This is a genomic window from Butyrivibrio sp. WCE2006, from assembly GCF_000701985.1.
Classification (GTDB): Bacteria; Bacillota; Clostridia; order Lachnospirales; family Lachnospiraceae; genus Butyrivibrio.
Window position 1 is genome coordinate 25,076 of record NZ_JNKH01000014.1, and the last position, 20,901, is coordinate 45,976.

28 protein-coding genes are annotated in these 20,901 nt (G+C 38.4%); 24 read left to right on the forward strand and 4 right to left on the reverse strand.

The window, feature by feature from the left end:
• Positions 1-70 precede the first annotated feature (70 nt).
• The 3 genes from T501_RS21295 to T501_RS10680 all read left to right on the forward strand — a co-directional run bounded on the left by T501_RS21295 (position 71) and on the right by T501_RS10680 (position 1,153).
• A complete protein-coding gene (locus T501_RS21295) occupies positions 71-232 on the forward strand; it encodes a hypothetical protein (protein ID WP_155831491.1) in 162 nt (53 codons plus the stop codon).
• A 43-nt stretch (positions 233-275) separates the two neighbouring features.
• Complete coding sequence (locus tag T501_RS10675; RefSeq protein ID WP_044914747.1) at positions 276-755, forward strand: YbaK/EbsC family protein; 480 nt, start codon at positions 276-278, stop codon at positions 753-755.
• Between the two features lie 95 nt (positions 756-850).
• A complete protein-coding gene (locus tag T501_RS10680; RefSeq protein ID WP_044914798.1) occupies positions 851-1,153 on the forward strand; it encodes a Dabb family protein in 303 nt (100 codons plus the stop codon).
• Positions 1,154-1,421: 268 nt separating this feature from the next.
• On the opposite strand, the gene T501_RS10685 is transcribed toward T501_RS10680, so the two are convergent.
• The gene (locus T501_RS10685; RefSeq protein ID WP_044914748.1) at positions 1,422-2,072 is read right to left on the reverse strand and encodes a Crp/Fnr family transcriptional regulator; all 651 of its coding nucleotides are present in this window, start codon (positions 2,070-2,072) and stop codon (positions 1,422-1,424) included.
• A 248-nt stretch (positions 2,073-2,320) separates the two neighbouring features.
• On the opposite strand from T501_RS10685, the gene T501_RS10690 reads away from it, so the two are divergent.
• The 16 genes from T501_RS10690 to T501_RS10760 all read left to right on the forward strand — a co-directional run bounded on the left by T501_RS10690 (position 2,321) and on the right by T501_RS10760 (position 14,180).
• The gene (locus T501_RS10690; RefSeq protein ID WP_026511137.1) at positions 2,321-2,539 is read left to right on the forward strand and encodes a hypothetical protein; all 219 of its coding nucleotides are present in this window, start codon (positions 2,321-2,323) and stop codon (positions 2,537-2,539) included.
• Positions 2,540-2,774: 235 nt separating this feature from the next.
• A complete protein-coding gene (locus T501_RS22890) occupies positions 2,775-3,083 on the forward strand; it encodes a PspC domain-containing protein (RefSeq protein ID WP_081843121.1) in 309 nt (102 codons plus the stop codon).
• 140 nt (positions 3,084-3,223) lie between these two features.
• A complete protein-coding gene (locus tag T501_RS10700; RefSeq protein WP_049945855.1) occupies positions 3,224-3,460 on the forward strand; it encodes a GlsB/YeaQ/YmgE family stress response membrane protein in 237 nt (78 codons plus the stop codon).
• Positions 3,461-3,792: 332 nt separating this feature from the next.
• A complete protein-coding gene (locus T501_RS10705; RefSeq protein ID WP_044914749.1) occupies positions 3,793-4,146 on the forward strand; it encodes an arsenate reductase family protein in 354 nt (117 codons plus the stop codon).
• Between the two features lie 46 nt (positions 4,147-4,192).
• Entirely contained in the window at positions 4,193-4,705 is a 513-nt protein-coding gene (gene thpR / locus T501_RS10710; RefSeq protein ID WP_044914750.1) for an RNA 2',3'-cyclic phosphodiesterase, read from the forward strand.
• A 3-nt stretch (positions 4,706-4,708) separates the two neighbouring features.
• Positions 4,709-4,924, forward strand: coding sequence for a hypothetical protein (locus T501_RS10715; RefSeq protein ID WP_044914752.1), 216 nt, complete (start codon positions 4,709-4,711; stop codon positions 4,922-4,924).
• 47 nt (positions 4,925-4,971) lie between these two features.
• Positions 4,972-5,541, forward strand: a complete 570-nt coding sequence (locus tag T501_RS10720; protein WP_044914753.1) for a DUF6609 family protein — start codon at positions 4,972-4,974, stop codon at positions 5,539-5,541.
• Positions 5,542-5,560: 19 nt separating this feature from the next.
• Positions 5,561-6,343 (forward strand): histidine phosphatase family protein, encoded by a 783-nt coding sequence (locus T501_RS10725; protein WP_044914803.1) that lies wholly within the window; start codon positions 5,561-5,563, stop codon positions 6,341-6,343.
• A gap of 213 nt (positions 6,344-6,556) precedes the next feature.
• Positions 6,557-7,330, forward strand: coding sequence for a class I SAM-dependent methyltransferase (locus T501_RS10730; protein ID WP_044914755.1), 774 nt, complete (start codon positions 6,557-6,559; stop codon positions 7,328-7,330).
• A gap of 65 nt (positions 7,331-7,395) precedes the next feature.
• Complete coding sequence (locus T501_RS10735) at positions 7,396-7,707, forward strand: hypothetical protein (protein WP_026511144.1); 312 nt, start codon at positions 7,396-7,398, stop codon at positions 7,705-7,707.
• A gap of 338 nt (positions 7,708-8,045) precedes the next feature.
• A complete protein-coding gene (locus T501_RS21305; RefSeq protein WP_155831492.1) occupies positions 8,046-8,198 on the forward strand; it encodes a hypothetical protein in 153 nt (50 codons plus the stop codon).
• A 480-nt stretch (positions 8,199-8,678) separates the two neighbouring features.
• Positions 8,679-11,924, forward strand: a complete 3,246-nt coding sequence (locus T501_RS20225; RefSeq protein ID WP_050008255.1) for a leucine-rich repeat protein — start codon at positions 8,679-8,681, stop codon at positions 11,922-11,924.
• A 76-nt stretch (positions 11,925-12,000) separates the two neighbouring features.
• Positions 12,001-12,171 (forward strand): hypothetical protein, encoded by a 171-nt coding sequence (locus T501_RS10745; protein WP_026511145.1) that lies wholly within the window; start codon positions 12,001-12,003, stop codon positions 12,169-12,171.
• Between the two features lie 251 nt (positions 12,172-12,422).
• Positions 12,423-12,779 (forward strand): hypothetical protein, encoded by a 357-nt coding sequence (locus tag T501_RS10750; RefSeq protein WP_442856365.1) that lies wholly within the window; start codon positions 12,423-12,425, stop codon positions 12,777-12,779.
• Between the two features lie 110 nt (positions 12,780-12,889).
• The gene (locus T501_RS22560; RefSeq protein ID WP_081675322.1) at positions 12,890-13,234 is read left to right on the forward strand and encodes a PspC domain-containing protein; all 345 of its coding nucleotides are present in this window, start codon (positions 12,890-12,892) and stop codon (positions 13,232-13,234) included.
• Positions 13,235-13,250: 16 nt separating this feature from the next.
• Positions 13,251-14,180 carry a J domain-containing protein gene (locus T501_RS10760; protein ID WP_155994838.1) on the forward strand — a complete coding sequence of 310 codons (930 nt, stop codon included), beginning with the start codon at positions 13,251-13,253 and terminating at the stop codon, positions 14,178-14,180.
• Positions 14,181-14,183: 3 nt separating this feature from the next.
• On the opposite strand, the gene preA is transcribed toward T501_RS10760, so the two are convergent.
• Complete coding sequence (gene preA / locus T501_RS10765) at positions 14,184-15,674, reverse strand: NAD-dependent dihydropyrimidine dehydrogenase subunit PreA (protein ID WP_026511148.1); 1,491 nt, start codon at positions 15,672-15,674, stop codon at positions 14,184-14,186.
• A 352-nt stretch (positions 15,675-16,026) separates the two neighbouring features.
• Between preA and T501_RS10770 the strand changes: the two genes are divergently transcribed.
• Complete coding sequence (locus tag T501_RS10770) at positions 16,027-16,485, forward strand: GNAT family N-acetyltransferase (protein ID WP_442856366.1); 459 nt, start codon at positions 16,027-16,029, stop codon at positions 16,483-16,485.
• A 183-nt stretch (positions 16,486-16,668) separates the two neighbouring features.
• Here the strand turns inward: T501_RS10770 and T501_RS21310 are convergent, their stop codons facing one another.
• Positions 16,669-16,767 carry an LPXTG cell wall anchor domain-containing protein gene (locus tag T501_RS21310; protein WP_155994839.1) on the reverse strand — a complete coding sequence of 33 codons (99 nt, stop codon included), beginning with the start codon at positions 16,765-16,767 and terminating at the stop codon, positions 16,669-16,671.
• A 348-nt stretch (positions 16,768-17,115) separates the two neighbouring features.
• Here T501_RS21310 and T501_RS20230 point away from each other — a divergent pair, with 348 nt between their 5' ends.
• The 4 genes from T501_RS20230 (at position 17,116) to T501_RS10790 (ending at position 20,242) form a co-directional block, all read left to right on the forward strand.
• Positions 17,116-18,819 carry a hypothetical protein gene (locus tag T501_RS20230; RefSeq protein ID WP_050008256.1) on the forward strand — a complete coding sequence of 568 codons (1,704 nt, stop codon included), beginning with the start codon at positions 17,116-17,118 and terminating at the stop codon, positions 18,817-18,819.
• A 26-nt stretch (positions 18,820-18,845) separates the two neighbouring features.
• A complete protein-coding gene (locus T501_RS10780) occupies positions 18,846-19,067 on the forward strand; it encodes a hypothetical protein (RefSeq protein WP_044914761.1) in 222 nt (73 codons plus the stop codon).
• Between the two features lie 17 nt (positions 19,068-19,084).
• On the forward strand, positions 19,085-19,711 hold the full coding sequence (locus T501_RS10785) for a flavodoxin family protein (protein ID WP_044914763.1): 627 nt from the start codon (positions 19,085-19,087) through the stop codon (positions 19,709-19,711).
• Positions 19,712-19,858: 147 nt separating this feature from the next.
• Positions 19,859-20,242: a response regulator gene (locus tag T501_RS10790; RefSeq protein WP_049945858.1), complete on the forward strand. Its 384-nt coding sequence runs from the start codon at positions 19,859-19,861 to the stop codon at positions 20,240-20,242.
• A 229-nt stretch (positions 20,243-20,471) separates the two neighbouring features.
• Here the strand turns inward: T501_RS10790 and T501_RS10795 are convergent, their stop codons facing one another.
• Positions 20,472-20,690 carry a hypothetical protein gene (locus T501_RS10795; protein ID WP_026491417.1) on the reverse strand — a complete coding sequence of 73 codons (219 nt, stop codon included), beginning with the start codon at positions 20,688-20,690 and terminating at the stop codon, positions 20,472-20,474.
• Positions 20,691-20,901 lie beyond the last annotated feature (211 nt).

Here is a 20,901-nt window from a genome sequence, read left to right on the forward strand (position 1 = left end):
TCATGTATTACAATAGAAATATTAGAAAATCGAAGCGAACTAGTGGTGAGACTGAAGGGAGAGCCGGTAAATGGCAGGTGTAATAAGGAAATATGAAAATAAAGATCTGGAAGATGCAGTAAAAATGAAGTGGCAGCAATGCCGTATAGTCTGTTATAACCTCCGGCTATCACCAGCCATAGGCAAATGCATATACAGAATTGGCGTTATCAGCGATATAATTGTAACGTAGATAATTGTCTTTTTTAAGAAATATATGCAAGGGGTGAGCAGAAATGGTTAATGAAAAGGTAAAAGAGTTTCTTGTATCAAACAACCTTGGTGACAGACTTACTGAGCATACAGAAACGATTGATACAGTTGAGCATGCTGCACAACAGATAGGCTGTACCGAGCCGGAGATTGCAAAAACATTGTCTTTTGTTGTTAATGAAAAACCTGTAATCGTTGTGATGGCTGGCGATGGTAAGGTTAACAGTTCGAAGTTCAAGTCATTATTTCACACTAAGCCGCACATGATTCCAAGGGATCAGGTGGAGAGTATCACGGGATTTCAGCCGGGTGGAGTATGTCCTTTTGCTGTGGAAAATGATATCCCTATCTGGCTTGATGTTTCCATGAAACGTTTTGAATATGTCCATCCTGCAGGAGGAAATGAGTTTACTTCTGTTAAGGTTACACCTTCTGAGCTCGAAGCGGTTACAGGCGCCGAGGGCTGGTGCGATGTATGTAAGGGATGGGAAGATAATGAATAAAATGGTTTGGAATGTTTGCAGGTATGATGATAGGTGCTATGATTGATAGAAATGGAACTGCAACGAAAAAAGCTTTAAAGAGGAGTACAGACGTTATGGTAAAGCATGTGATATTATGGACATTAAAGGATGAGCTTTCTGCAGAAGAGAAGGCAACTATAAAGCAGGGAATCAAGGAAGGGCTTGAGGGATTGAAGGACAAGGTTCCTGGCATAGTAGATATCAAGGTTAACATCAATGGTCTTTCATCTTCAAATGCAGATCTGATGCTTGATTCCACTTTCGAAACTGAGGATGATCTGAAGGCATATGCTATACATCCGGAGCATGTGGCAGTTGCAGATTCTAATGTAAGACCATACACAAAGCTTAGAAGCTGCCTGGATTATGAGGTTTAATAAAGAGTAGTCTCATATTCATAGATTCCTGTTTTTCCCCAGAAAAACGGGAATCGTATTGGACCAGGTCCTCGCGAAGCGAGGGGCGTGTCCTGCCGAAGGCAGGATTTTTGTGGGCGATTTCCGCTTTTGCCCACAAAAAGTCATAGATTCCTGTTTTTCCTCAGAAAAACGGGAATCGTATTGGACCAGGTCCTCGCGAAGCGAGGGGCGTGTCCTGCCGAAGGCAGGATTTTTGTGGGCGATTTCCGCTTTTGCCCACAAAAAGTCATAATAACTTGAAATGATTCATTCTGTAGCGGATTATGCCTTCGTCCTGCATGCGGGACAATTCCTTTGACATGTTTGTCCGCTCTAGATTCAGGTAATCAGCAAGCTGCTGTCTGTTAAATGGAATATCAAATTCATTTTTGCCGGTCTTAAGTGCTACAGCATTAAGGTAGGAAAGGAGTCTTGCGCGGCAGCTTTTGGGAGAAGTATAAAAACTTCTCTGGGACAACATCAGATTCTTTCTGGCTGATATGATAAGTATATTTTTCAGGAGCTTTTCTTTCCAGGAAGAGCTCTTTTTATTGATGGACATAATTGATCTGATGTTGAAAAAGACTATACTACTGTCTTCGTTTGCTCTCACATCAACCAGCATCACCTCATTAAGCAGAGCATATGTTTCGGCGAAATAGTCGCCGGGGCCGATGAGACTTAAGACAGTACAGTTGCCCCATACATCGTTGCTTTCTATGGTTACGCTTCCGGTGATTACCATTCCAAGTGAGTATGCCCTTTCTCCAGCATTAAGAACCAGTTCGCCTTTTTTATAGCTTCTGTTTTTGGCATCTAAATCTGAAAGGCATTTTGAAATCTCTTCTTCTGACATTCCGGAAAAAAGTCTGCTGCCCTGTATATCACTTATTCTCATAGGTATTCTCCTGACTCTTTAAATGTGGCTTAAACAACATACTTTATATTCTGAGTATATAACACTGATTTCATCAGAACAATATAACGATAGCAAAGAAACGAGCATCCTATAGAAAACACATTAGAGATTAAATGGCAGAAATAATCGCTATTAAACAGAGTCTCTTTTTGATATTATAGATTATGACTATAGAACTTTTTTATCTTCATATATCTACTAAGTTTTCGTAAAGAAGGAGGTTAGGTATGGCAGACATTGCTGAAATCATCAAACAGATTAATGGTAATAAGGAGCTTATGGCTCAGATTGCTAAGGTCGATCCGGTACAGGCAAAGGAATTGCTTAAGAAGGCAAACATCGATGTTAGTGAATCAGACATCAAGTTGGTGCAGGAGGCAGTTGCTGATGGCAAGCTTGATCTTGGAGATATCAAGAATATTGCCGGTGGGTTATTTAAAAAGTAATGGGTGTTTTATGAACGGCGCTCCCTTGGCTGATGAAATTTGAATCAGGCAGGGAGCGCTTTTGCGGTTTTGATGATGAATATTTGATATTCAGCTATACAAAGATACCGAAAAGCTACGGTAAAAGAAAAATAGACATATCAATTTTGCAACATAGAGAATTTATGTGAAGACAATGGAGGGGTATATTCGTTATATAAACAAGTAACCGTTGTAGAGAAGTGGGGTATTATTTATGAGTGGAAAGAGATTATACAAAAGTAATGATAAAAAAATCTGCGGTGTATGTGGTGGAATAGCTGAGTATTTTGGAATTGATCCATTTATCGTAAGGCTTATTTGGGGTATCCTGGCATTCGCCTGGGGAACCAGTATAGTAGTATATATATTGCTGGCCTTCATAATGGATGAAGCTCCTGGTTTTATCGAATCAGATGAAAACGAACCTGAAGTTCCAAAGAGCATAGAAGAGAAGACAGTTCTTAATGCAGAACCAGTTGGTTTCAGACTTAACAATGGCGTAAAGGAAGAAATCTACCGATGATGTAAAATAAAAAGATTTGAATTGGATATGTAACCTTATATATCTAATAGATCATTGAAATTGATCGCAGGATAACTATTATAAATAGTGGGATAGAAATATCTCATAAAAGTGTGAAAAAGAGATTGGAGGAAATTGATATGTTTGGAATTATTGGTGGACTTATTTTTGGAGCAATTGCAGGTTTCATTGGAAGTAACATCATGAATGAGAAATCCGGGACTATTAAAAATATTATCCTTGGAATTCTTGGTGGTGTAGTTGGTGGATTTGTATTTAAGCTCATAGGATTTACTGCAACAGGACTTATTGGAAGTCTCATCGTATCCAGCGTAGGTGCATGCATATGCATCTGGCTTGGAAGAAAGCTGTTTTAAAGAGGCAACTAGCTGGCGATAGGAGCCGAGGCTATACTGATAGAGCTTTATAAATCATTTTTGCTTGGGCTGGGATATGTTTTAGAAACATCCCAGCCCAATTTGTATATATGAGTGGAGTTATCGTAAACGGCAGATATATCTGACACTTATTACCGCATGGTTTATAATATAGCTATAAGATTTTTTGGATATAACCAGTACAAAATATTAGAATTTTTATTATGAGTTTTTAGTGAAACGGACTTAACAAATGATTATCGCTGAGATCAGAACCAGTGAGGAATCAGCATGGCTTAATTGCTGACAGCGGAAAATGGAGGGCGTGGTCTATGGTAAAGATTTATTGTTATTCAAAATGTTCTACTTGTAACAAAGCTCTGAAATGGCTTGATGCTAATGGAATAAAATATGAAAGTCTTGATATAAAGGAGCAGCATCCGGATAAGGATACAGTGAAGGATCTCAACGCCAGGAGTGGTCTTCCTTTAAAGAAATTCTTTAATACCAGCGGAAAGTTATATAGAGAAATGGAGCTGTCTAAGAAGCTTGCGGATATGACTGATGATGAAATGCTGGATCTGCTTGCGTCAGATGGGATGCTTGTAAAGAGACCGCTGCTTATTACGGATAAGACTGTTATTGCAGGCTTTAAAGAGGATGTATGGAAGGAAGCTCTTTTGTAATAAAGAAATTGTATTCATGGTGAGCGGTGTAGGATAAGGAGGCTTTATGCGCCTGTTTATAGCGATAAACTTTGATGAAAACATGACGGATGCTCTTATCGAGATGCAGGATGATCTCATAAGAAGCGGAGTAAGCGGCAATTTTACTCGTGAAGAGAATCTTCACATGACGTTGGTATTTATTGGTGAGAGCGATGAGCCTGAAAAGATAGAGGAAATAATGCGTGATGTGCCTCTTAGATCTTTTACCATAAAAGTGTCAGGAATGATGCGTTTCAAGGACATGATATTCGCCAGAGTTGTAGACAATCCGGATCTTAGTGATTACGTAAAACGGCTTAGACACGCTCTTTCGGATAATGACATCGATTTTGATAAAAAGAAATTCATGTCCCATATAACACTTGTCAGAAGGGCTGGCGGAGTTAAGAATATTCCGATACAGTCTGATGAAATTATCGAGGAGTCAATGAGAGTTAAGGGGATATCATTGATGAAATCAGAGCAGAGTAAACACGGTATGATTTATACAGAGATTGGATATGTGAGGGCATTCTAATATATGTTTTTCAAGAAAAATTCTGAAAAGAAAACTTATGATAAAGAAAATAAAAGGCCTGTGATCAAGGCTAGCATTTGTAATGGGGAAATGGTTGCCGGTTTTCAGGATATACATACCGGAGCTTTTGAGGAAGTTATGCTTGTAAGGAACGATGCAGAAATCAGGGAATTCATGTATCAGTATGGTATTACGGAAAAGATGGAGAAGATTTATTGATTGGGTTTAGAAGCTATTCATAAAGAATTCGCGAGGGAGGTTGAAAAATGGACAAGTTGGAGTTCAATAACAAGAAACAGTGCGGACTGTGGTTAATGTTAGTTGGTGCTGTGATTGTATTATCTGATATTTTTGGTGGTGATTTTTTGATAAATCCTATCGTCTTTTTGGCGGGGTATTATATATGTTTCTTCAGTGTAAATGTAAATAAAAAAGTCAGGAAAAAACTTTCTCAGGGTCCGATCTCCAGGTTTCAAATAAAAATGATATATGTATCCTTGATAATGCTATTTGTTTTAATGTTTTGCATCGCAGGACCTTTTATTCCGGGATGGAACTGGAGACTAATATGGCTTGGAGTATTTTTGGCGACTGCAATTCATTTTATACCATGGTTTACTATTCATGGCTTTAGTATGCTGGCGCTTGCAATGGTAGATATTATCGTTTGTATCATCGGATACGCATTTCCGGAGGTGTCGATAAAGGTAATCGGATACGTTGATGCAATCACGAAAATAATCTGGGGCACATATTTATTCTTTTTATCAAAGCCGTCTGCATTTGTATTCAGAGGAAAAACAAAGGACAAAGAACAGCTATGTAAAGAAGGGTAAAGGAGAAGAAAAAAACAGAATGAGACTTTTGTTTATAAGGCATGGAGATCCGGATTACGAAAATGATACTCTTACAGAAAAAGGGATCAGAGAAACGGAGTGCCTTGCAGAATATATTAAGGAAATTCATATTGATGAGATTTACCAGTCACCTCTTGGAAGAGCGAAGAAGACCCTGGAAGTTGCACTTCCCAAAACAGATCTGACCATAAACACATTGGAATGGCTGCAGGAATTCCCTGCACAGTTCAATCCGAATTTGTCTTTGGACGCCAGTGCTGCCTATAAGACAGAACTGCAGAAAGATTCTGAGAGCGGATTATTCAAAAGCAGAATCCTCTGGGATATCCTGCCATCGTATTATACTGTTCACTCTGAACTCTTTGACAGAAACGGATGGAAGAATAGCGAACTTGTCAAAAACAGCAATATGGTAGAAGTGTATGAGAATGTTAAACGTGATTTCTTACAGTTTCTGTCAGAACATGGCTATGATAAAGACGGTGATGCTTTCAATGTAGAAAAAGGCAACGGACAGACGATTGCTTTCTTTTGCCATTTCGGAATTACTTCTGTTCTTATGTCCATTCTGTGGAATATTTCACCATTTATACCGCTTCAGTTTATGGCTATGGCACCAACATCCATAACTGAGATAGTAACAGAAGAACGTGAAAAGGGCATAGCAATTTTCAGGGCACTACGGATAGGCGATATATCACATCTTAATATGACAGGAGAAACCCCTTCTTTTTCTGCGAGGTTTTGTGAGCAATTTGAAAATGCAGATGAGAGGCACTAATAGACTTCTATATCCATGGAAAGTTTGTTACAATGAAATCTGTGGCATACTGGTAATCAGTAGTCACAAGGAGGTAATCATGAGAACACGAGATAACTACTCGGTGCAGTTTTAATACTGGCAGCAGGTTGTACCGAGGTTAAATATATTTATGCTGTCACATACTGCACCGAACAAATAACTGAATAGATAATTACTTGAAAAGGAGCAGATATGAATACAGAAAGAATAAATGAATTAAGAAAAGAATGGGAAGCTGAGGAGAAGATTGCACATATTCATGGATGGGATTTTTCTCATATCCATGAGAGATATGAAGAGGAAGATGATCTCCCCTGGGATTACAAGAAGATAATTAACGAGTACCGTCTTCCTGATATGAAGTTGCTGGATTTTGATACAGGCGGTGGTGAGTTTTTATTATCTCTTGGACACCCTTATGAGAACACAGCGGCTACTGAAGGATTTCCTCCAAATGTGGAATTATGTAAGGAAACGTTGCTTCCGTTAGGGATAGATTTTAAGCCTTGTGCTGATGAAAAGAATATTCCTTATGCTGATGATTCTTTTGATATATTTATCAACAGACACGGAAGTTTTGATCCGGTGGAAGCACATCGACTGCTTAAGTCTAAAGGGCTTTTCATTACTCAGCAGGTCGGGGGCAAAAACGATAGAGATCTGGTGGAGATGGTTCTTCCGAATACTCCGGAACCCTTTCCTGAGCTGGAGCTGTTCATTCAACGCAAGAGATTTGAGGATGCCGGGTTTGAAATCATCCGTGGTGAAGAAACATTTAAGCCAATAAGATTTTTTGATGTCGGTGCGTTTGTTTGGTTTGCGCACATCATTGAATGGGAGTTTCCGGGATTTTCTGTAGACAAGTGTTTTGATAAACTTCTTAAGATGCAGGAACAGATTGATAAAAAAGGATTTGTACAGGGAACTATCCACAGATACCTCATTGTGGCTAGAAAAAAGGATTAATAATGATAGAGCGGTAAGTATAATGCTTGCCGCTTTTACATTTTGTTCAAAAAAGGAAGTGTAAAATGACAGAAAAGCAGATCGAATGGGCAAAGAAACGAGATGAGCTGGTATCAGCAGTAAACAGGCTTGGATTTCCGGAAGAACTTGGAGTGCAGATGGCAAAACAGCTTGGAAGTCCAAAGGCAATGGACAGGATGCTGGCTTATTTGTATAACGTGAAGCCAAAAACAGTTGAGCTTGTTGTGGATGAAATGCTTGCTATATGCAGTGATATAGATGCATGGCATAACAAGAAGGCTGCAGAAGAAGCCAACGCAAAGTATAACGAAATGCTATACTACGGCCTTGGCACTGAGGATAGTGATTTTATTTAATGCTTCGAATTAAAAGTGTGCAACTTGTGTGATGTTTCACTTGATATTATCCAAATAGAGACAGGGAAAACAACTTTAGAAACAGTTGATAGGAGGATGGTATTATGATGAACATCTTAAGAAAAATCAATGAGTGGCTTGACAGCTATTATGAGATTTTTGGAAGAGTATGGTGATTTTAAATGAAATGATCAAAAGTTTTTGTCCATGCCTGCTAAAAGAAAAGTGCAGACGTGAGTTGGACATTTGTTGGACAGCTGGTGATAAAACGATGATATAAGAATTTTTAATATGTCGTTATCACCAGGATGACCAAGGAATGTATGGAGGCATTTACTATGCGTAAGATTTTTGAGAGCTTTATGGAAGAATTTGGTTTATTAGATACTTCAGCTACATATAGAAAGCCTTTTGGCAGGCTGGATGCTTCAGACTATGTCAGGATTGAGGCAGAACTTATAAAATTTGCAGATAATGTCGCTGCAGGCTGATATATATAATGGGTAATATCAAGAATAATCTGTATACAGATTTTGAAGCAGCAGGTCATAAATGAAGGACCGGTGCATAAAAGAGTGAGGAAAATGAAATTTTTATACAGAAAAGTCATTTTTTATATTCTGTTCCTGTAAATATGTCATTCTTAACTCCGATATAAGTATTAGAAAGACAATCATACAGGGAACGAGACAAGCCTCCGGTTTCTGTATGGGGACCTCCCGAGAAAGTCCGAGCTTTCAGAGGATGTAACTGAAAATTGATAGTAAAGAGAATAATTCATTTTAAAACCTCCTCCTATAGAAGCACTATGCTGCAAAGAGGGCCAGATCAAAATAAAAGATCAGGCCTTCTTTTTTTTGTCATGGACATGTAAATATTGTCCGCTATTTCCCCTAAAAAGACATGCAATTTCATTGAAAAATATAGTACAATTATGAAAATTCGGGAGAAACATTTGGGAGGAAAATTTTATGTCTAGAGGGAGTAAAAATCTTTTTTTAGCGGTGATCACCGTATTCTTTGTGTTGTTATTCTTTGATGTAAGACCGCTTACTGCGTCAGCAGCTGTTACTTACAAAGATGGGAAAAGTCTTTTCTCAAATAATAGTATCCAGATCAAAATTAAAAGTGCTGGACTTGGGCATAATAGGAATAAAGTTCCCTATTTTGAAAAAGGGTATTTAATGGATTTAGAATTGAAGAATAAGACAAAGAAACCGATTTTTGTAGATTTGTATGCATATAAAATAAATGGAGTTAAGTATTTGTCTTATAATGGGGATTCAATAGTAACATATGATGTAGCACAAACTGTTTCCCTTGGAAGTCAGGAATCCCGCTATATACGGATTGAAAAAGGTGCAACAGTCGTAAGGAGCGTTGCTCTGAATATTAATAGTTTGAGAGTAGGCCATTCTCTTAAGATAAAAAATATTGATGGCGGAGTCAAAATTGTTGATAATACGGGAAAAACTGTCCTGGATCCGAAAAAAAATGGTAAATTTCATGTTGCTCTTGAGGGTGAAGGGGCTAATGATGTATTGTCCTTTGAAACCAGTACAGGAATAAAGTTTGATTCGAAAGATAAAAAGTCAATAAAGGGGTCTGTTGCAATTTCGATTGAAACTATCGGATGTTATGACAACAAAAGATTTAATATGGATTTCAACTATCAGAATACAACTGATAAAGAATATATACTTGAGGGTTGTTTAAGCGATGGTACAAGGATTTTTAATAATTGGATTTCCGCTAATACATTTACAGAATGGAAATATTATTCTTCAAATAATGCCAAATTAGTAGAATACTTGAAAAATCCGAAAGAAATTGATATTACATATAGACTCCTCGATAATAACCGGGCTTTAGTCGCTGAAAAAAAAGCTAAGCTTGATTTAAGAAAAGTTTTCTTAAGGCAAAACGGTAATGCCTGTGAAATACGTATCAAGTATTATGAGGGTCAACGAACAACTTATATTTCAGAACCTGTCTACATGGTAGATGGTGTTACATATACTGCTGCTCTATATAAAAGTTACGCTTATGACTCAGATGAGATTACAAATGACAAGATAGTATGGACAAGCAGTGATGAAAATATTGTTAAAATTGATCAAAATGGAAGACTTATATTCACGGGCGTAGAGGGAAGTGTTCTTATTCAGGCGAAATGTCAGACGATGGTCTGTCAAAAAATGTTTACGGTAGAAAAGCCCAAGATGAAAATGGATCCGGTTTCAATATATGAAGGGGAAGTAGCAATGCTTAAACCTTATGTATATCCTGTAAATTTATGGACCGAAGGGAGTATAACGTATGAAATTGAAAATGAAAAAGTTGCGTATGAAAGATTCGGAAGAATTTATGGAATATCTGAAGGGACTACAAAAATCAAAGCAACTTGTTATCATAAGGGGGTAGCAACTGGTCTTACTGTTGAGACTTACATTAATGTATTAAAGAAGGAACATCAAAATGTCACTTATAAAGCTGTAGAGGTTAAGAATTACTCTGTACCTGTGGGAGGAAAGGATGTTCAAAAGAACAAATTCAGTCTAAGTCTTGATAGGGTTAAACAGGATAAGGGTAAATTATTATTGTACTTTACAGAGACTAATTTAACTTCCCAAAATGTTAAACAAAGTCAAATAAAAATAACCAGTATAAATGGATTAAAGGTATGGCTTAATTCCCCTTCTGACTATTCGATATCTTTTTCAGATGCCAAGATTAAAATTTTAAAGCCCGGTCAGAGTCGGGAGAGAATGGTAGAACTTGATAGTGAGGTCTTTACACAATTGGGAACTCTGGCAATTAATGAGATTCGTGGAGAGTTTAATAGTGTTTCTGAGAATGGTTACAGAATAGGCATCTGGGATTTTAAAATTAAATGTGGAAATGCTAATGATAGAGCATATGAAAAGAAAATTGCCGGTGGAAAGAAGCTTGATTATAAATTTAAGGATGTAAGTGCTTATGTAACCGGTATAACGAAGCAAACTCCGGATTTGCAGAGCGAAGGTGCCTTTGTAGGGATGTACTATAAAAATAACTCTACGGATAATGTGTATCAGATATTGTCATATCTCGATAAGATAAATGGTGAAATGGTGGATTACAATCTGGTATTTCAGGAAGGTATTTGGGGGACACTAAAACCGGGAGAAAGTATTTTTGGATATTTTTACATTCCTCAGAAGGTGTATGAGAAGTACAAAGGCAACATAGAAAAACTCACAATCAGCACAGCACTAAAGAATGAGGCAGGTGCAATTAAATATAATGGAACCGTTGACATACAAGATTTTTCAAGTCTTATGGGGAAAACGGAGATCTTATTTGTGAAAAACGATATATCAAAATGCTATGTTGGAGATGATGAATTCGAAGTTCAGATTTGTCAGGAAACAAATGGAAGAGTGATTCCGGGTTGGAAATTGGCATGGACTACATCTGATCCTAATATTGTATCTATACAGCCGGGAGGTTACTTAAAACCTGTTGGAGCAGGTATCGCAGTTATAACGGCAACAGATGATGAGGGGCGCATGGCAGTGATGAAAATCAATGTACAGCCGAAAGCATCAGATGGTAATGATGACAGTCCCAATAATCCGGGAGGAAGTGGGGGTTCTTCTTCGGAATCAGGAAATGGCGGAAGTGGTTCCGGATCAGGAGCAGGCACAGGGAATAGCGGAAGTGGTTCCGGATCAGGAGCAGGCACAGGAAATAGCGGAAATAGTGGAAATAGTTCGCAGTCACAAAATAGTGGAAAAGGAGCATCTGTTGAAGCACCTTCAGGAAACAATAAAACTGTAGAATCACCTGATGGTGTGATAGTAAATGGAGCATCTGATAAAACCCTGATTGATAAAAAGACACGTAATGTGTATCTTGTTACTGGCACAAAGACGGTTAAGTTTGTAGCTGCAGGAAATAAAAAAGCAAAAAAGGTTGTCATTCCGGGCAAGGTTAAACTTTCAGGAAAGAAGTATTCAGTAACCGCAATTGGAACAAAAGCCTTTAGCGAAAACAAAAAGCTAAAGAGCATATCAGTTGGCAAAAATGTCAAAGCTGTGGATACTGACGCATTTAAAGGAATCAAAAAGGGTGTAACTATCAGTATCTCAAGCAAGAATAAAAAGGCATACAAGAGTCTTGTTAAAAAGATCAGGAATGTTGGGGGAAAGAAAGCAAAGTTTTCGATGAAGTAAAAAAGGGAGGCTGTGCTTATGGTATCTGTATCAGAACGGAATAAGTTAGCTATAACTAAAGTAAGAAGGAGTAAATATGGAAACCTGGTATTATATAGTCGATAGTATCGACGGCGATTATGCCAATTTAAAAAGAACAGATATAGAATCTGAGGACTTAAAGCTTGTTGCGAGAGCTCTTCTGCCGGAAGGCATTGAGGAGGGCACCCGTTTAAAATATGAGTTCATGCAGTATTCAATCATCTGACATGCAAAGGAGACGGTTCAACAGACTCTCAGGCTATTATAAAACAGCTATAACAATTAACTTCACTCGAAAAACGGGTGGAGTTAATTTTTTAATTTCTGGGAATTCCTATGAAATTCTTATTATCATTTATACTAACAAAATAATTCAAAAATATTTGTTTTCTGAATTTGCAAGAAGGGCTTTATAGATTACAATCGAAATATGAATGAAATAGAGGAGGAACCATCATGACGAAGTCATGATTCGGAATGGTTCCGACCGATAGGGCAGGATTACGAAGTAATCGTGCCAATACACAAGAGGAGGACATGGCGATGGAGATTACTGAAAAACTTGATGAATTGTTGGCAAAAGCATCTGCTGATCACGTACTTAGGGATAAGCTGCTGGGAACAAGGAATTCTGAAAATCCTCTGTCAGATTTTTGCAAAATAGCTACTGATAATGGCTTTCCAATGTCTGTAATGGATATGGTTAACCAGGGCGAGGAATTTTATGCAGAAATAAAAAGAAGTACCAATGGCGGAGGGGAGAATTCTCCTGATCTTGATTTTCAGAATGATGAGTATTCTATTTTTATGATGAGACTTGAGGGATTTGAGTGATTAAGAGCCCGGTAGTCCATGAACGAAGTGAATGGGCAATGATATTGGTACTACAGGACCTGGGCAGATAAAAAATTTTTTCTAAAGGAGAGCAGAAGAGGACAATATTTATGAATGGAAAGAAACTTTATAAAAGTCATGATAAAAAGTTGTTTGGTGTATGCGGCGGTATAGCCGAGTATTTCGGAATAGATCCGACACTGGTTCGAATTGGTGTGGGACTTGCTGTGCTTTTTACCGGAGTTGGTATCCCGGCATACATAATAGCTGCGCTTGTTATGGAGGATGATCCAAAATATTTAGAGGATAAGTCCTATGATAATAATAATGACAGTGACGATATCATAGACGGAACAGCTGTTATCAAGGATGTTGAACCTATAGAGTATCAGCAGACGCAGCAGTATGACACAGATGAGCCTGTTGGATTCGACCCTTTTAACAGAAACAACTAATGGAGTATAGGATAATGTGAGGTCACTTCATATTATCCGGGTGATGGCAGTGACACTTAAGGAAGCATATAAGATACTCGGAGTATCACAGGAAAACACTGATAGAGAAATTAAAGCCAGGTATAAAGAGCTCCTCATTATGTATCATCCCGATTCTGATCCTACAGGAAAAAGAGAGTCAAAAGACGATGAAATGATCAGACGGGTTATCGAGGCTTACCGGAAAATTCGGGAATCTGAAGGCGAGCCGGTCCATGATACATATGAGTTTACTTGGGATGCCTTCGAGAACAGGGCTGCATTTTCGGAGAGAAATATTTTTTTCCAATTCAGGATATATGATGAAGCTCTTCCGCCATCAAAAATGGCAAGAGGCAGGTTTGTCTGGGACCCGGACATGGAGGAATTTTCCATGTTTACGAAAAGCGTCCTGGAAGCCTGCAAAGATGTCATGACAGATCACGACATAATTCTAACACCGGAAAAGGTTAAGAATATCTTTCATCTAATGATGCAGGAGTATGTACTTCCTGCAGACGCCGCAAGGAAGCTGGGCAAGAAGGTCAGTGAGGATGAGGATAAAGAGGTTTACTTATTCTATGGTTTTATAAAAGAAGAACCTCTTGCAGGACGGGGAGTATCGAAACAGATAAATAATGAACCTCTTAATCTTTTTCTGCGAGATGACAGAGCTGTGGCAGAAGAGATGGTTTCAGGGAAAGTGCTCGGGAGTGTATCCTTCGACGAAGATGAGCTGTACTACATAGTACTTCCACTTCTGGAAGATCCTGCAGTAAATGCGCACGCAGTCATAACAAGGGTGGAAAACAGCCAAAGAAACAAGAGACGGATGCATGTGGAAATTGAACTGACAATTCCAAAGAATCTTGTGGATACACCCGTCTCAAATGCACGAATTATAAAAGAATGGATTGGTAGGGTATAGCTTTTATCTGCTTATTCTTTTACGGGAGGGACTAATGGCATCCTGTGGACATACCAAAAGGCATAAATGGCATCCAACACACTTTGAGCCATCAAGCTTTGGAATTCTGTTTTCAAAGCGGATTGCCTGGTGACCTCCGTCATTGCAGGATATTATGCATCTGCCACAGCCGATGCATTTATCATTATCAAATTTAGGGAAAAGGATGGTATCTCTTTCAAGTACATCCGTTGTGTCGCTGACAGAGTCCAGTCCTGCGCCTACTATATCTTTTACGGATTTGATTCCCATTTGTGCAAGATAGTAATTGAGACCTGATTTCAGATCATCAATTATTCTGTAACCGTACTGCATTACTGCCGTTGTTACCTGCAAGGATCCGGAGCCCATAAGTATAAACTCCAGTCCATCTCTCCAGGTCTCAATTCCACCCATTCCGGATATGTGTTTTCCTTTCATATCAGGATGCAGTCCCAGCTCGGATATAAAACGAAGAGCAATCGGTTTTACTGCATTCCCGCTATAACCACCTACAGCAGACTTACCTTTTACGGCAGGCGCAGACACAAAGGTAAATGGACTTATGTCGACTATGCTCTTGATAGTATTTATGGCAGCTATTCCATCCGCACCTCCGCGAATTGCAGCTTCGGCAGAAGGAGACATAGCAGCTACATTTGGAGTGAGCTTTGCAAGTACGGGGAGCTTTGTTCCGCTTTTGGCAGCTCTGGTGAAACGTTCCACAAGCTCAGGCACCTGGCCTATATCTGAACCCAGGCCATCCTCCTGCATGTTTGGACAGGAAAAGTTAAGTTCAATGGCATCAGCACCATTTTCTTCGCAGATTCTGGCTAAATCGCCCCACTCTTTTTCGTTTTGTCCCATTATGGAGGCAAGGATAAATTTGGAAGGGTAATTCTGCTTGAGCTTTCTGAAAATTCCCATGTTTTCTGCAAGGCTGTGGTCAGATAACTGCTCAATATTTTTAAACCCCTGCAGAGTTCCGTTATCACCTTTTATCGCTGAAAAGCGTGGAGATGCTTCATGGATATCCAGATTACATATAGTCTTAAAGCAGGCACCTGCCCATCCGGCTTCAAAAGCTCTTGCGCACATATCGTAGGTTGATGCTACTACAGAAGATGATAAAAGGAAGGGATTTTCAAGAGGTATGCCGCAAAGATCGCATTTTAACCGATCCTCATCAGAGGGGATATCAGTCTCCGCCATAGGTCTTACTTCCTCATAAAGCTTCGTCATTAGTGCCTTTATCGGAAGACCTTCACTACGTAGGCAACTTTTTTCACATGGGGCATCACATCCCATGCAGGGAGTGCCTTCAGGAAGCCTTAGAGATGCCACATCCTCATTGTTAAACCAAATGCTGCGAAGCGCCATTGATGGATCAAACTTTGGACATACTTTGCAGGGTGCATCCTTACAGAGCATGCAATTTAACATATCTTTACGTTTTATAATATTCTTTGGAAGCATAGCATTACCTCTATTTCGAAGATGACAAAAGATGTTACCATTGATGTAGTTGCTTTTATATTTATCGACAAAAGTACATAGATATGATTTGTAATCTAAAAGTCTAAAGAGGTCAATGAGGTGATCGACGTCTGATGACAATGTGGTTAAATCAAATTAAAGTAAGCATATAGAAGAGTTAAAATAGAACAGTACACGAATAATTATACTATATTTAATTACTCTGCTATCCAAGCCAATTGCTAAAAAGTTATAAAAAAAGCCTAAAATGTTAATGGCTCAACGCAACAAGTTCGCGAATGGACTGATTCATAAGGGAAGGAAGAGAATTTAAGTGTACAATTTCAGAATTTTGAACAAAGCTGATGATAAGGCTTTGGCTGCAATTATCAGATCTAATCTAAAGAATCATAAGCTTGATATTCCGGGAACTGTTTATTTTGATGATGGACTGGATCACCTCAGTGAATTCTATGGGACAGAAGATAAGAAATACTATGTTCTTGAGGATGAAAAAGGAAATCTTGTGGGTGGTATAGGCTTTGCAAAATTCCCACCAATGGAGGATACTGCAGAACTTCAGAAATTATATCTTGCTGATTCAGCTAAGGGAGAAGGGCTGGGGTATAAAATGATATCGTATGTAGAAGAAAGAATGAAGGAATACGGATTTAGAAAATCCTATCTTGAAACCCATGATAACCTTCAGGCAGCAATTCACATATACCAAAAGAGTGGATATAAAGAAATAGAGCGGCCAAAGGAAGTTGTGCACAGTGCAATGAACAGGTTCTTTCTAAAAGATATGTGACACAACGTATCTGACTCTCTGAGGGGTGAGGAATGGCGGAAGTCCAATTCGAGAGAGTGTCAGGTTAAGTGTGTAAGTTTACTAAAAATCATAGGTAGGAATGACCGAAAATAAAAACTGCATCTCATCCGAGGTGCAGTTTTCTCAATAATGCCTTTTGCTTTTTGATGTAAATAATTTTGATTACTTGTTTTCGTTGTTTGAGTTTTCTCTTCTTCTTTTGATTGTAAGTGCCCCAACACCAATCATAAGAACAGCAATAGCTACAATCGCTGCATCCATACCTTTCTCCTCCTACTTTTTTTATATATAGTTTCTTTCTTGGATAAATCATAGCATATGGAAACTTTATAAATCCACATAAATTAAATTTGTTAAAATATTTTTTGAATAAAGTTTTTTATCCTGATTCCTTAAGGTGAATCAGGTCAAGAAAAAAGTTAAGACTTTTGAAAACTAACAAGAGGGAGTGCCGATAAATCCTGGGTTTGCCAGACTGTGCCAATCATAGAAGGGGGATATTATCCAACATGAATATTGATTGCCTGAAGAAAAGAAATATTCTATGGTATAATTCAGAAAAGGAAACTATTGTCAATTTTCTTATATATTGAGGGGGCTTATATATTTATGAGGAAGATAAAAGTTATTAAGAGAGCGGGAAGACTCTCAAGTGCTCTATTATGTGCAATTCTTATGATGGGATGTTCAAATTCTTCCGCTAATGTGACGACCGCATCCGGGGCATCAGGTACGTTTGATTTATCTGAAAATCCGGAGAATGGCGATGATATAGCAGATGGTGGAGGTGCTACTTCAAAGAGTGAAGGAGCTGACGAAAGCGAAGAAGATACAAATAGCAATGATGCTGCCGGAAGCAAAGGAGATACAAATAGCAATGATGCTGCCGAAAGCAAAGATGATATAAATAGCAATGATGTTACAGAAAGTGAAAATACTACTGGTAGTTCCAATAATAATTTAGCATCTAAGGATCCGCCTAAGATGGTCGAACACATTAAGCCGGAAGCTATTGCATATTTTGATACAACCTATGGTGATTATGTGAAGGCAGGTGGTGGCGAAGCAGAATTTCTGCACGCAGGAAGATACCTCGCACCATGCACTGATCTTGATGCCGGAGTGGTTTATGTTGGTACCTGGAATGATGATACTTTTGACTATTCACTGAATGATGATGCGACTTTTTTAAGATTGGAAGGAGGTTTATCATCGTTTTTCACAGGCTCCATAGTTGAGATGCCGGCAGACGTATTTCTGGATTGTCTTGGAAATGAATATACGGTTACAGCTGAATATAGGGAAAGCGCAGGAACTGCCTATTATGTGTCAGCGGATGAATTTCTACATATAGAGCTTACGGCTAAGGATGATAAAAATGCTGATGCTGTTTTGGAAATTGACTGCCGGAAAGGTGAAACAATCACTCCTGAATCATACAGCTGGCTTATGAAACGTGAAAAAATCAATCTTTTTTCTGAGATACCTGCCGATTTTTCATTTACAAGCGGCGCAGGTGGATGGAGTACAGATATAGTGATTTCAGAGGATGGTTCTTTTACTGGACATTATTATGATGCCGATATGGGTATTACAGGAGAAGGATATCCAAATGGAACACTTTATGTATGTGATTTCACCGGAAAGTTTTCGGAGCCTGAGCCCACAGATAAAGATAACATTTACTCTACAAAACTTCTTGAATTAAATATAGAAAACAAGGATAAAATCGGAACAGAGGAAATTATCGATGATACTTTATATGTGTATTCAGATGCCTATGGGTTCGATAACGCAGACGATTTTCTGATATATACTCCGGGGGCTGATATGTCCGAAATGTCAGAAGCCTGTCTGTCATGGATGTTCGTAAGCAGAAATATTTTCAGTAATGTTCCGGCAGGCTATTACGTAATCTATAACGTTGGCGGAGAAGAAGCGTTTACGGGCGTGAGCGAAGAATCACTGTGGAATCGCAGTTTTTCTTATGAATATAAAGGAGCGAGTGTTAAATTCAGTCCTTCTTACTATATGGGAAGTTATCTCAATTTCTTTAATGGAGAAGATTCTCCGGCAGTGCTGGCGTTAAGTGTTCCATGGGATGGTGTTAATACAAATACTATGGAGAGCAAAAAGAACTGGTCTAATGATATGGAGTTTTTCAATGTAACTATTGAGGAAGTTGAGGATGGTTCTGAAACAACGAAATACAAAGTTACAGTTCAAAGTGCATTGGAAGAAAAGTTTGATTTCTCTGCCTGGGGCAGCAGTAAACCAGGGGAGTTCAGTGCAGTGCTTGAAGAAATAAAATGATTAAATAGGTAAGGAGGCAAATGCCTATGAAATCAATATTGATCAAAGATACAACTAAAGAAGAACGGGAACAGATAATAAAGAACTCACTTGACTGCGGAGGCGGCTGTGAGAACTGTTCTTCATGCTGGCTTGGCGGAGGCAGCCCATGGGATATTTATCAGGATTATATCGATGGCAGAAAAGAAATCCGTGAGATAAATATGGAGTATATGGAGAAGTACCGTCAGGGCAGGCAGATTAATTAGAAAAGTGGAGGTTTCTTATGTCAAAGGTTTTAATATTAAATGGCAGTCCGAAGGCAAACGGCTGCACAGCTACAGCGCTTGATGAGATGATTAAGATTTTTCACGAAGAGGGTGTTGAGACAGAAATTATTCAGGTTGGAAACAAAGATATCCGCGGCTGTGTTGCCTGTGGATATTGCAGCAAGAATGGAAAATGTGTAGTAGATGATCTTGTGAATGAGGTTGCAAAAAAGTTTGAGGAAGCGGACGGACTTGTGGTTGGAAGCCCTGTTTACTATGCTTCTCCCAATGGAACAATCCTTTCATTTATGGACAGATTGTTCTACAGCACTTCATTTTCAAAAAATCTTAAGGTAGGTGCTGCGGTTGTCAGCTGCAGAAGAGGTGGAAATACCGCAGCTTTTGACGCTCTGAACAAATATTTCACTATAAGTGGAATGCCTTTAGCCACAAGCACCTATTGGAATCAGGTTCACGGATTTACTGCTGAGGATGTAAAGAAGGATCTTGAGGGACTTCAGACAATGAGAAATCTCGCAAGAAATATGACCTTTATGATGAAGGCTATCGCTGATGCTAAGGAGAAATACGGAGAACCTGTGATAGAAAGGGATGCATTTACAAGTTTTCCTGATGGAAAATGATAGGTTTTATCTTTTTTCTTAACAGACAGATTAAGAATTATTAAAAAAACGTAAAAAAATTCATTTTCTATTGAATAGTATCTTTTTATGAATTTATAATGATTTTAAGGAATAATATCTGTTCAAATTATCGTTGGGGAGGTATTTATGTTTGATAAGAAGATACTGATAGTTGATGATGATCCAACTATTCTTATGACGCTTGAAAGAATTCTGTCAAATGAATACAGTGTTTTAAGTGCTTCATCAGGACAAGAGGGCATTGAGCTGTATGAGAGACATAGACCTGATATTATCCTCTGTGATTATCTTATGCCGCAGATGACAGGATTTGAAATGATGGATATCCTGCATGAACGCTTCGGAAGAGCAATATTTGTAATCTTCATGACAGGTAACGAGCAGGATGAGACGGAATTAGAGGTTTATAAGCATGGAGCACTGGAATTCATGAGAAAACCAATAAAAGCTTCAGATCTTCTAAAGACAATTTCAGCCTGCATCGAGAGAGTTAATTCTTTGAAAATGTAAAAATAATAAATATTGTCATGTTACTACCGGGTATATAAGTGTCTTGCTTATATACCCGTTTTTTCGGTTTGGGGTTGATTTTTTGAATATCGTATTATATTGTAAGCGACATTAGTAATTACCAGGTGCCGTTTGCGACGGAAGAATTTCACAAGCGAAATTCTTATTTGGGCAGAGCAAAAAAATGGAGCCTTCATAGTGAAGACTCCGTCATATACATAATTCAATTTTATTTTACAACCTGGAAATCCTTATTCCAAATAAATTCTAATCCGTCAAAGAGATAGGTAAGCTTTCCATCAGGATAAAGGCTGATGAATTTACTTGTAATATCGGACGGGTTATCCTTGGAATTGTAGAAGACACCACCGATATCATTGTATCCCTGCTTGTCATAAACGAAACCGTCAATAGTGATTCTTGAAGGAAAAAGTGCTAAATCTGGCATATTAGGACTCCTTTAATAAAACTGGAATAATTTAATTTATTTACGCATGATATTTTAGCACGAAGCGGATGAAATGTTTTTTAAGAAATTCTTAATTTTTTTTTCGCCGGTTGACAGCGATAATAATAAAGGATATCTTTCGTTCAGTAGATATAGGATTTCGAACGATTTTCCTCGTTATTGTTCGGAAAGTCATCCCATCAGGAATATG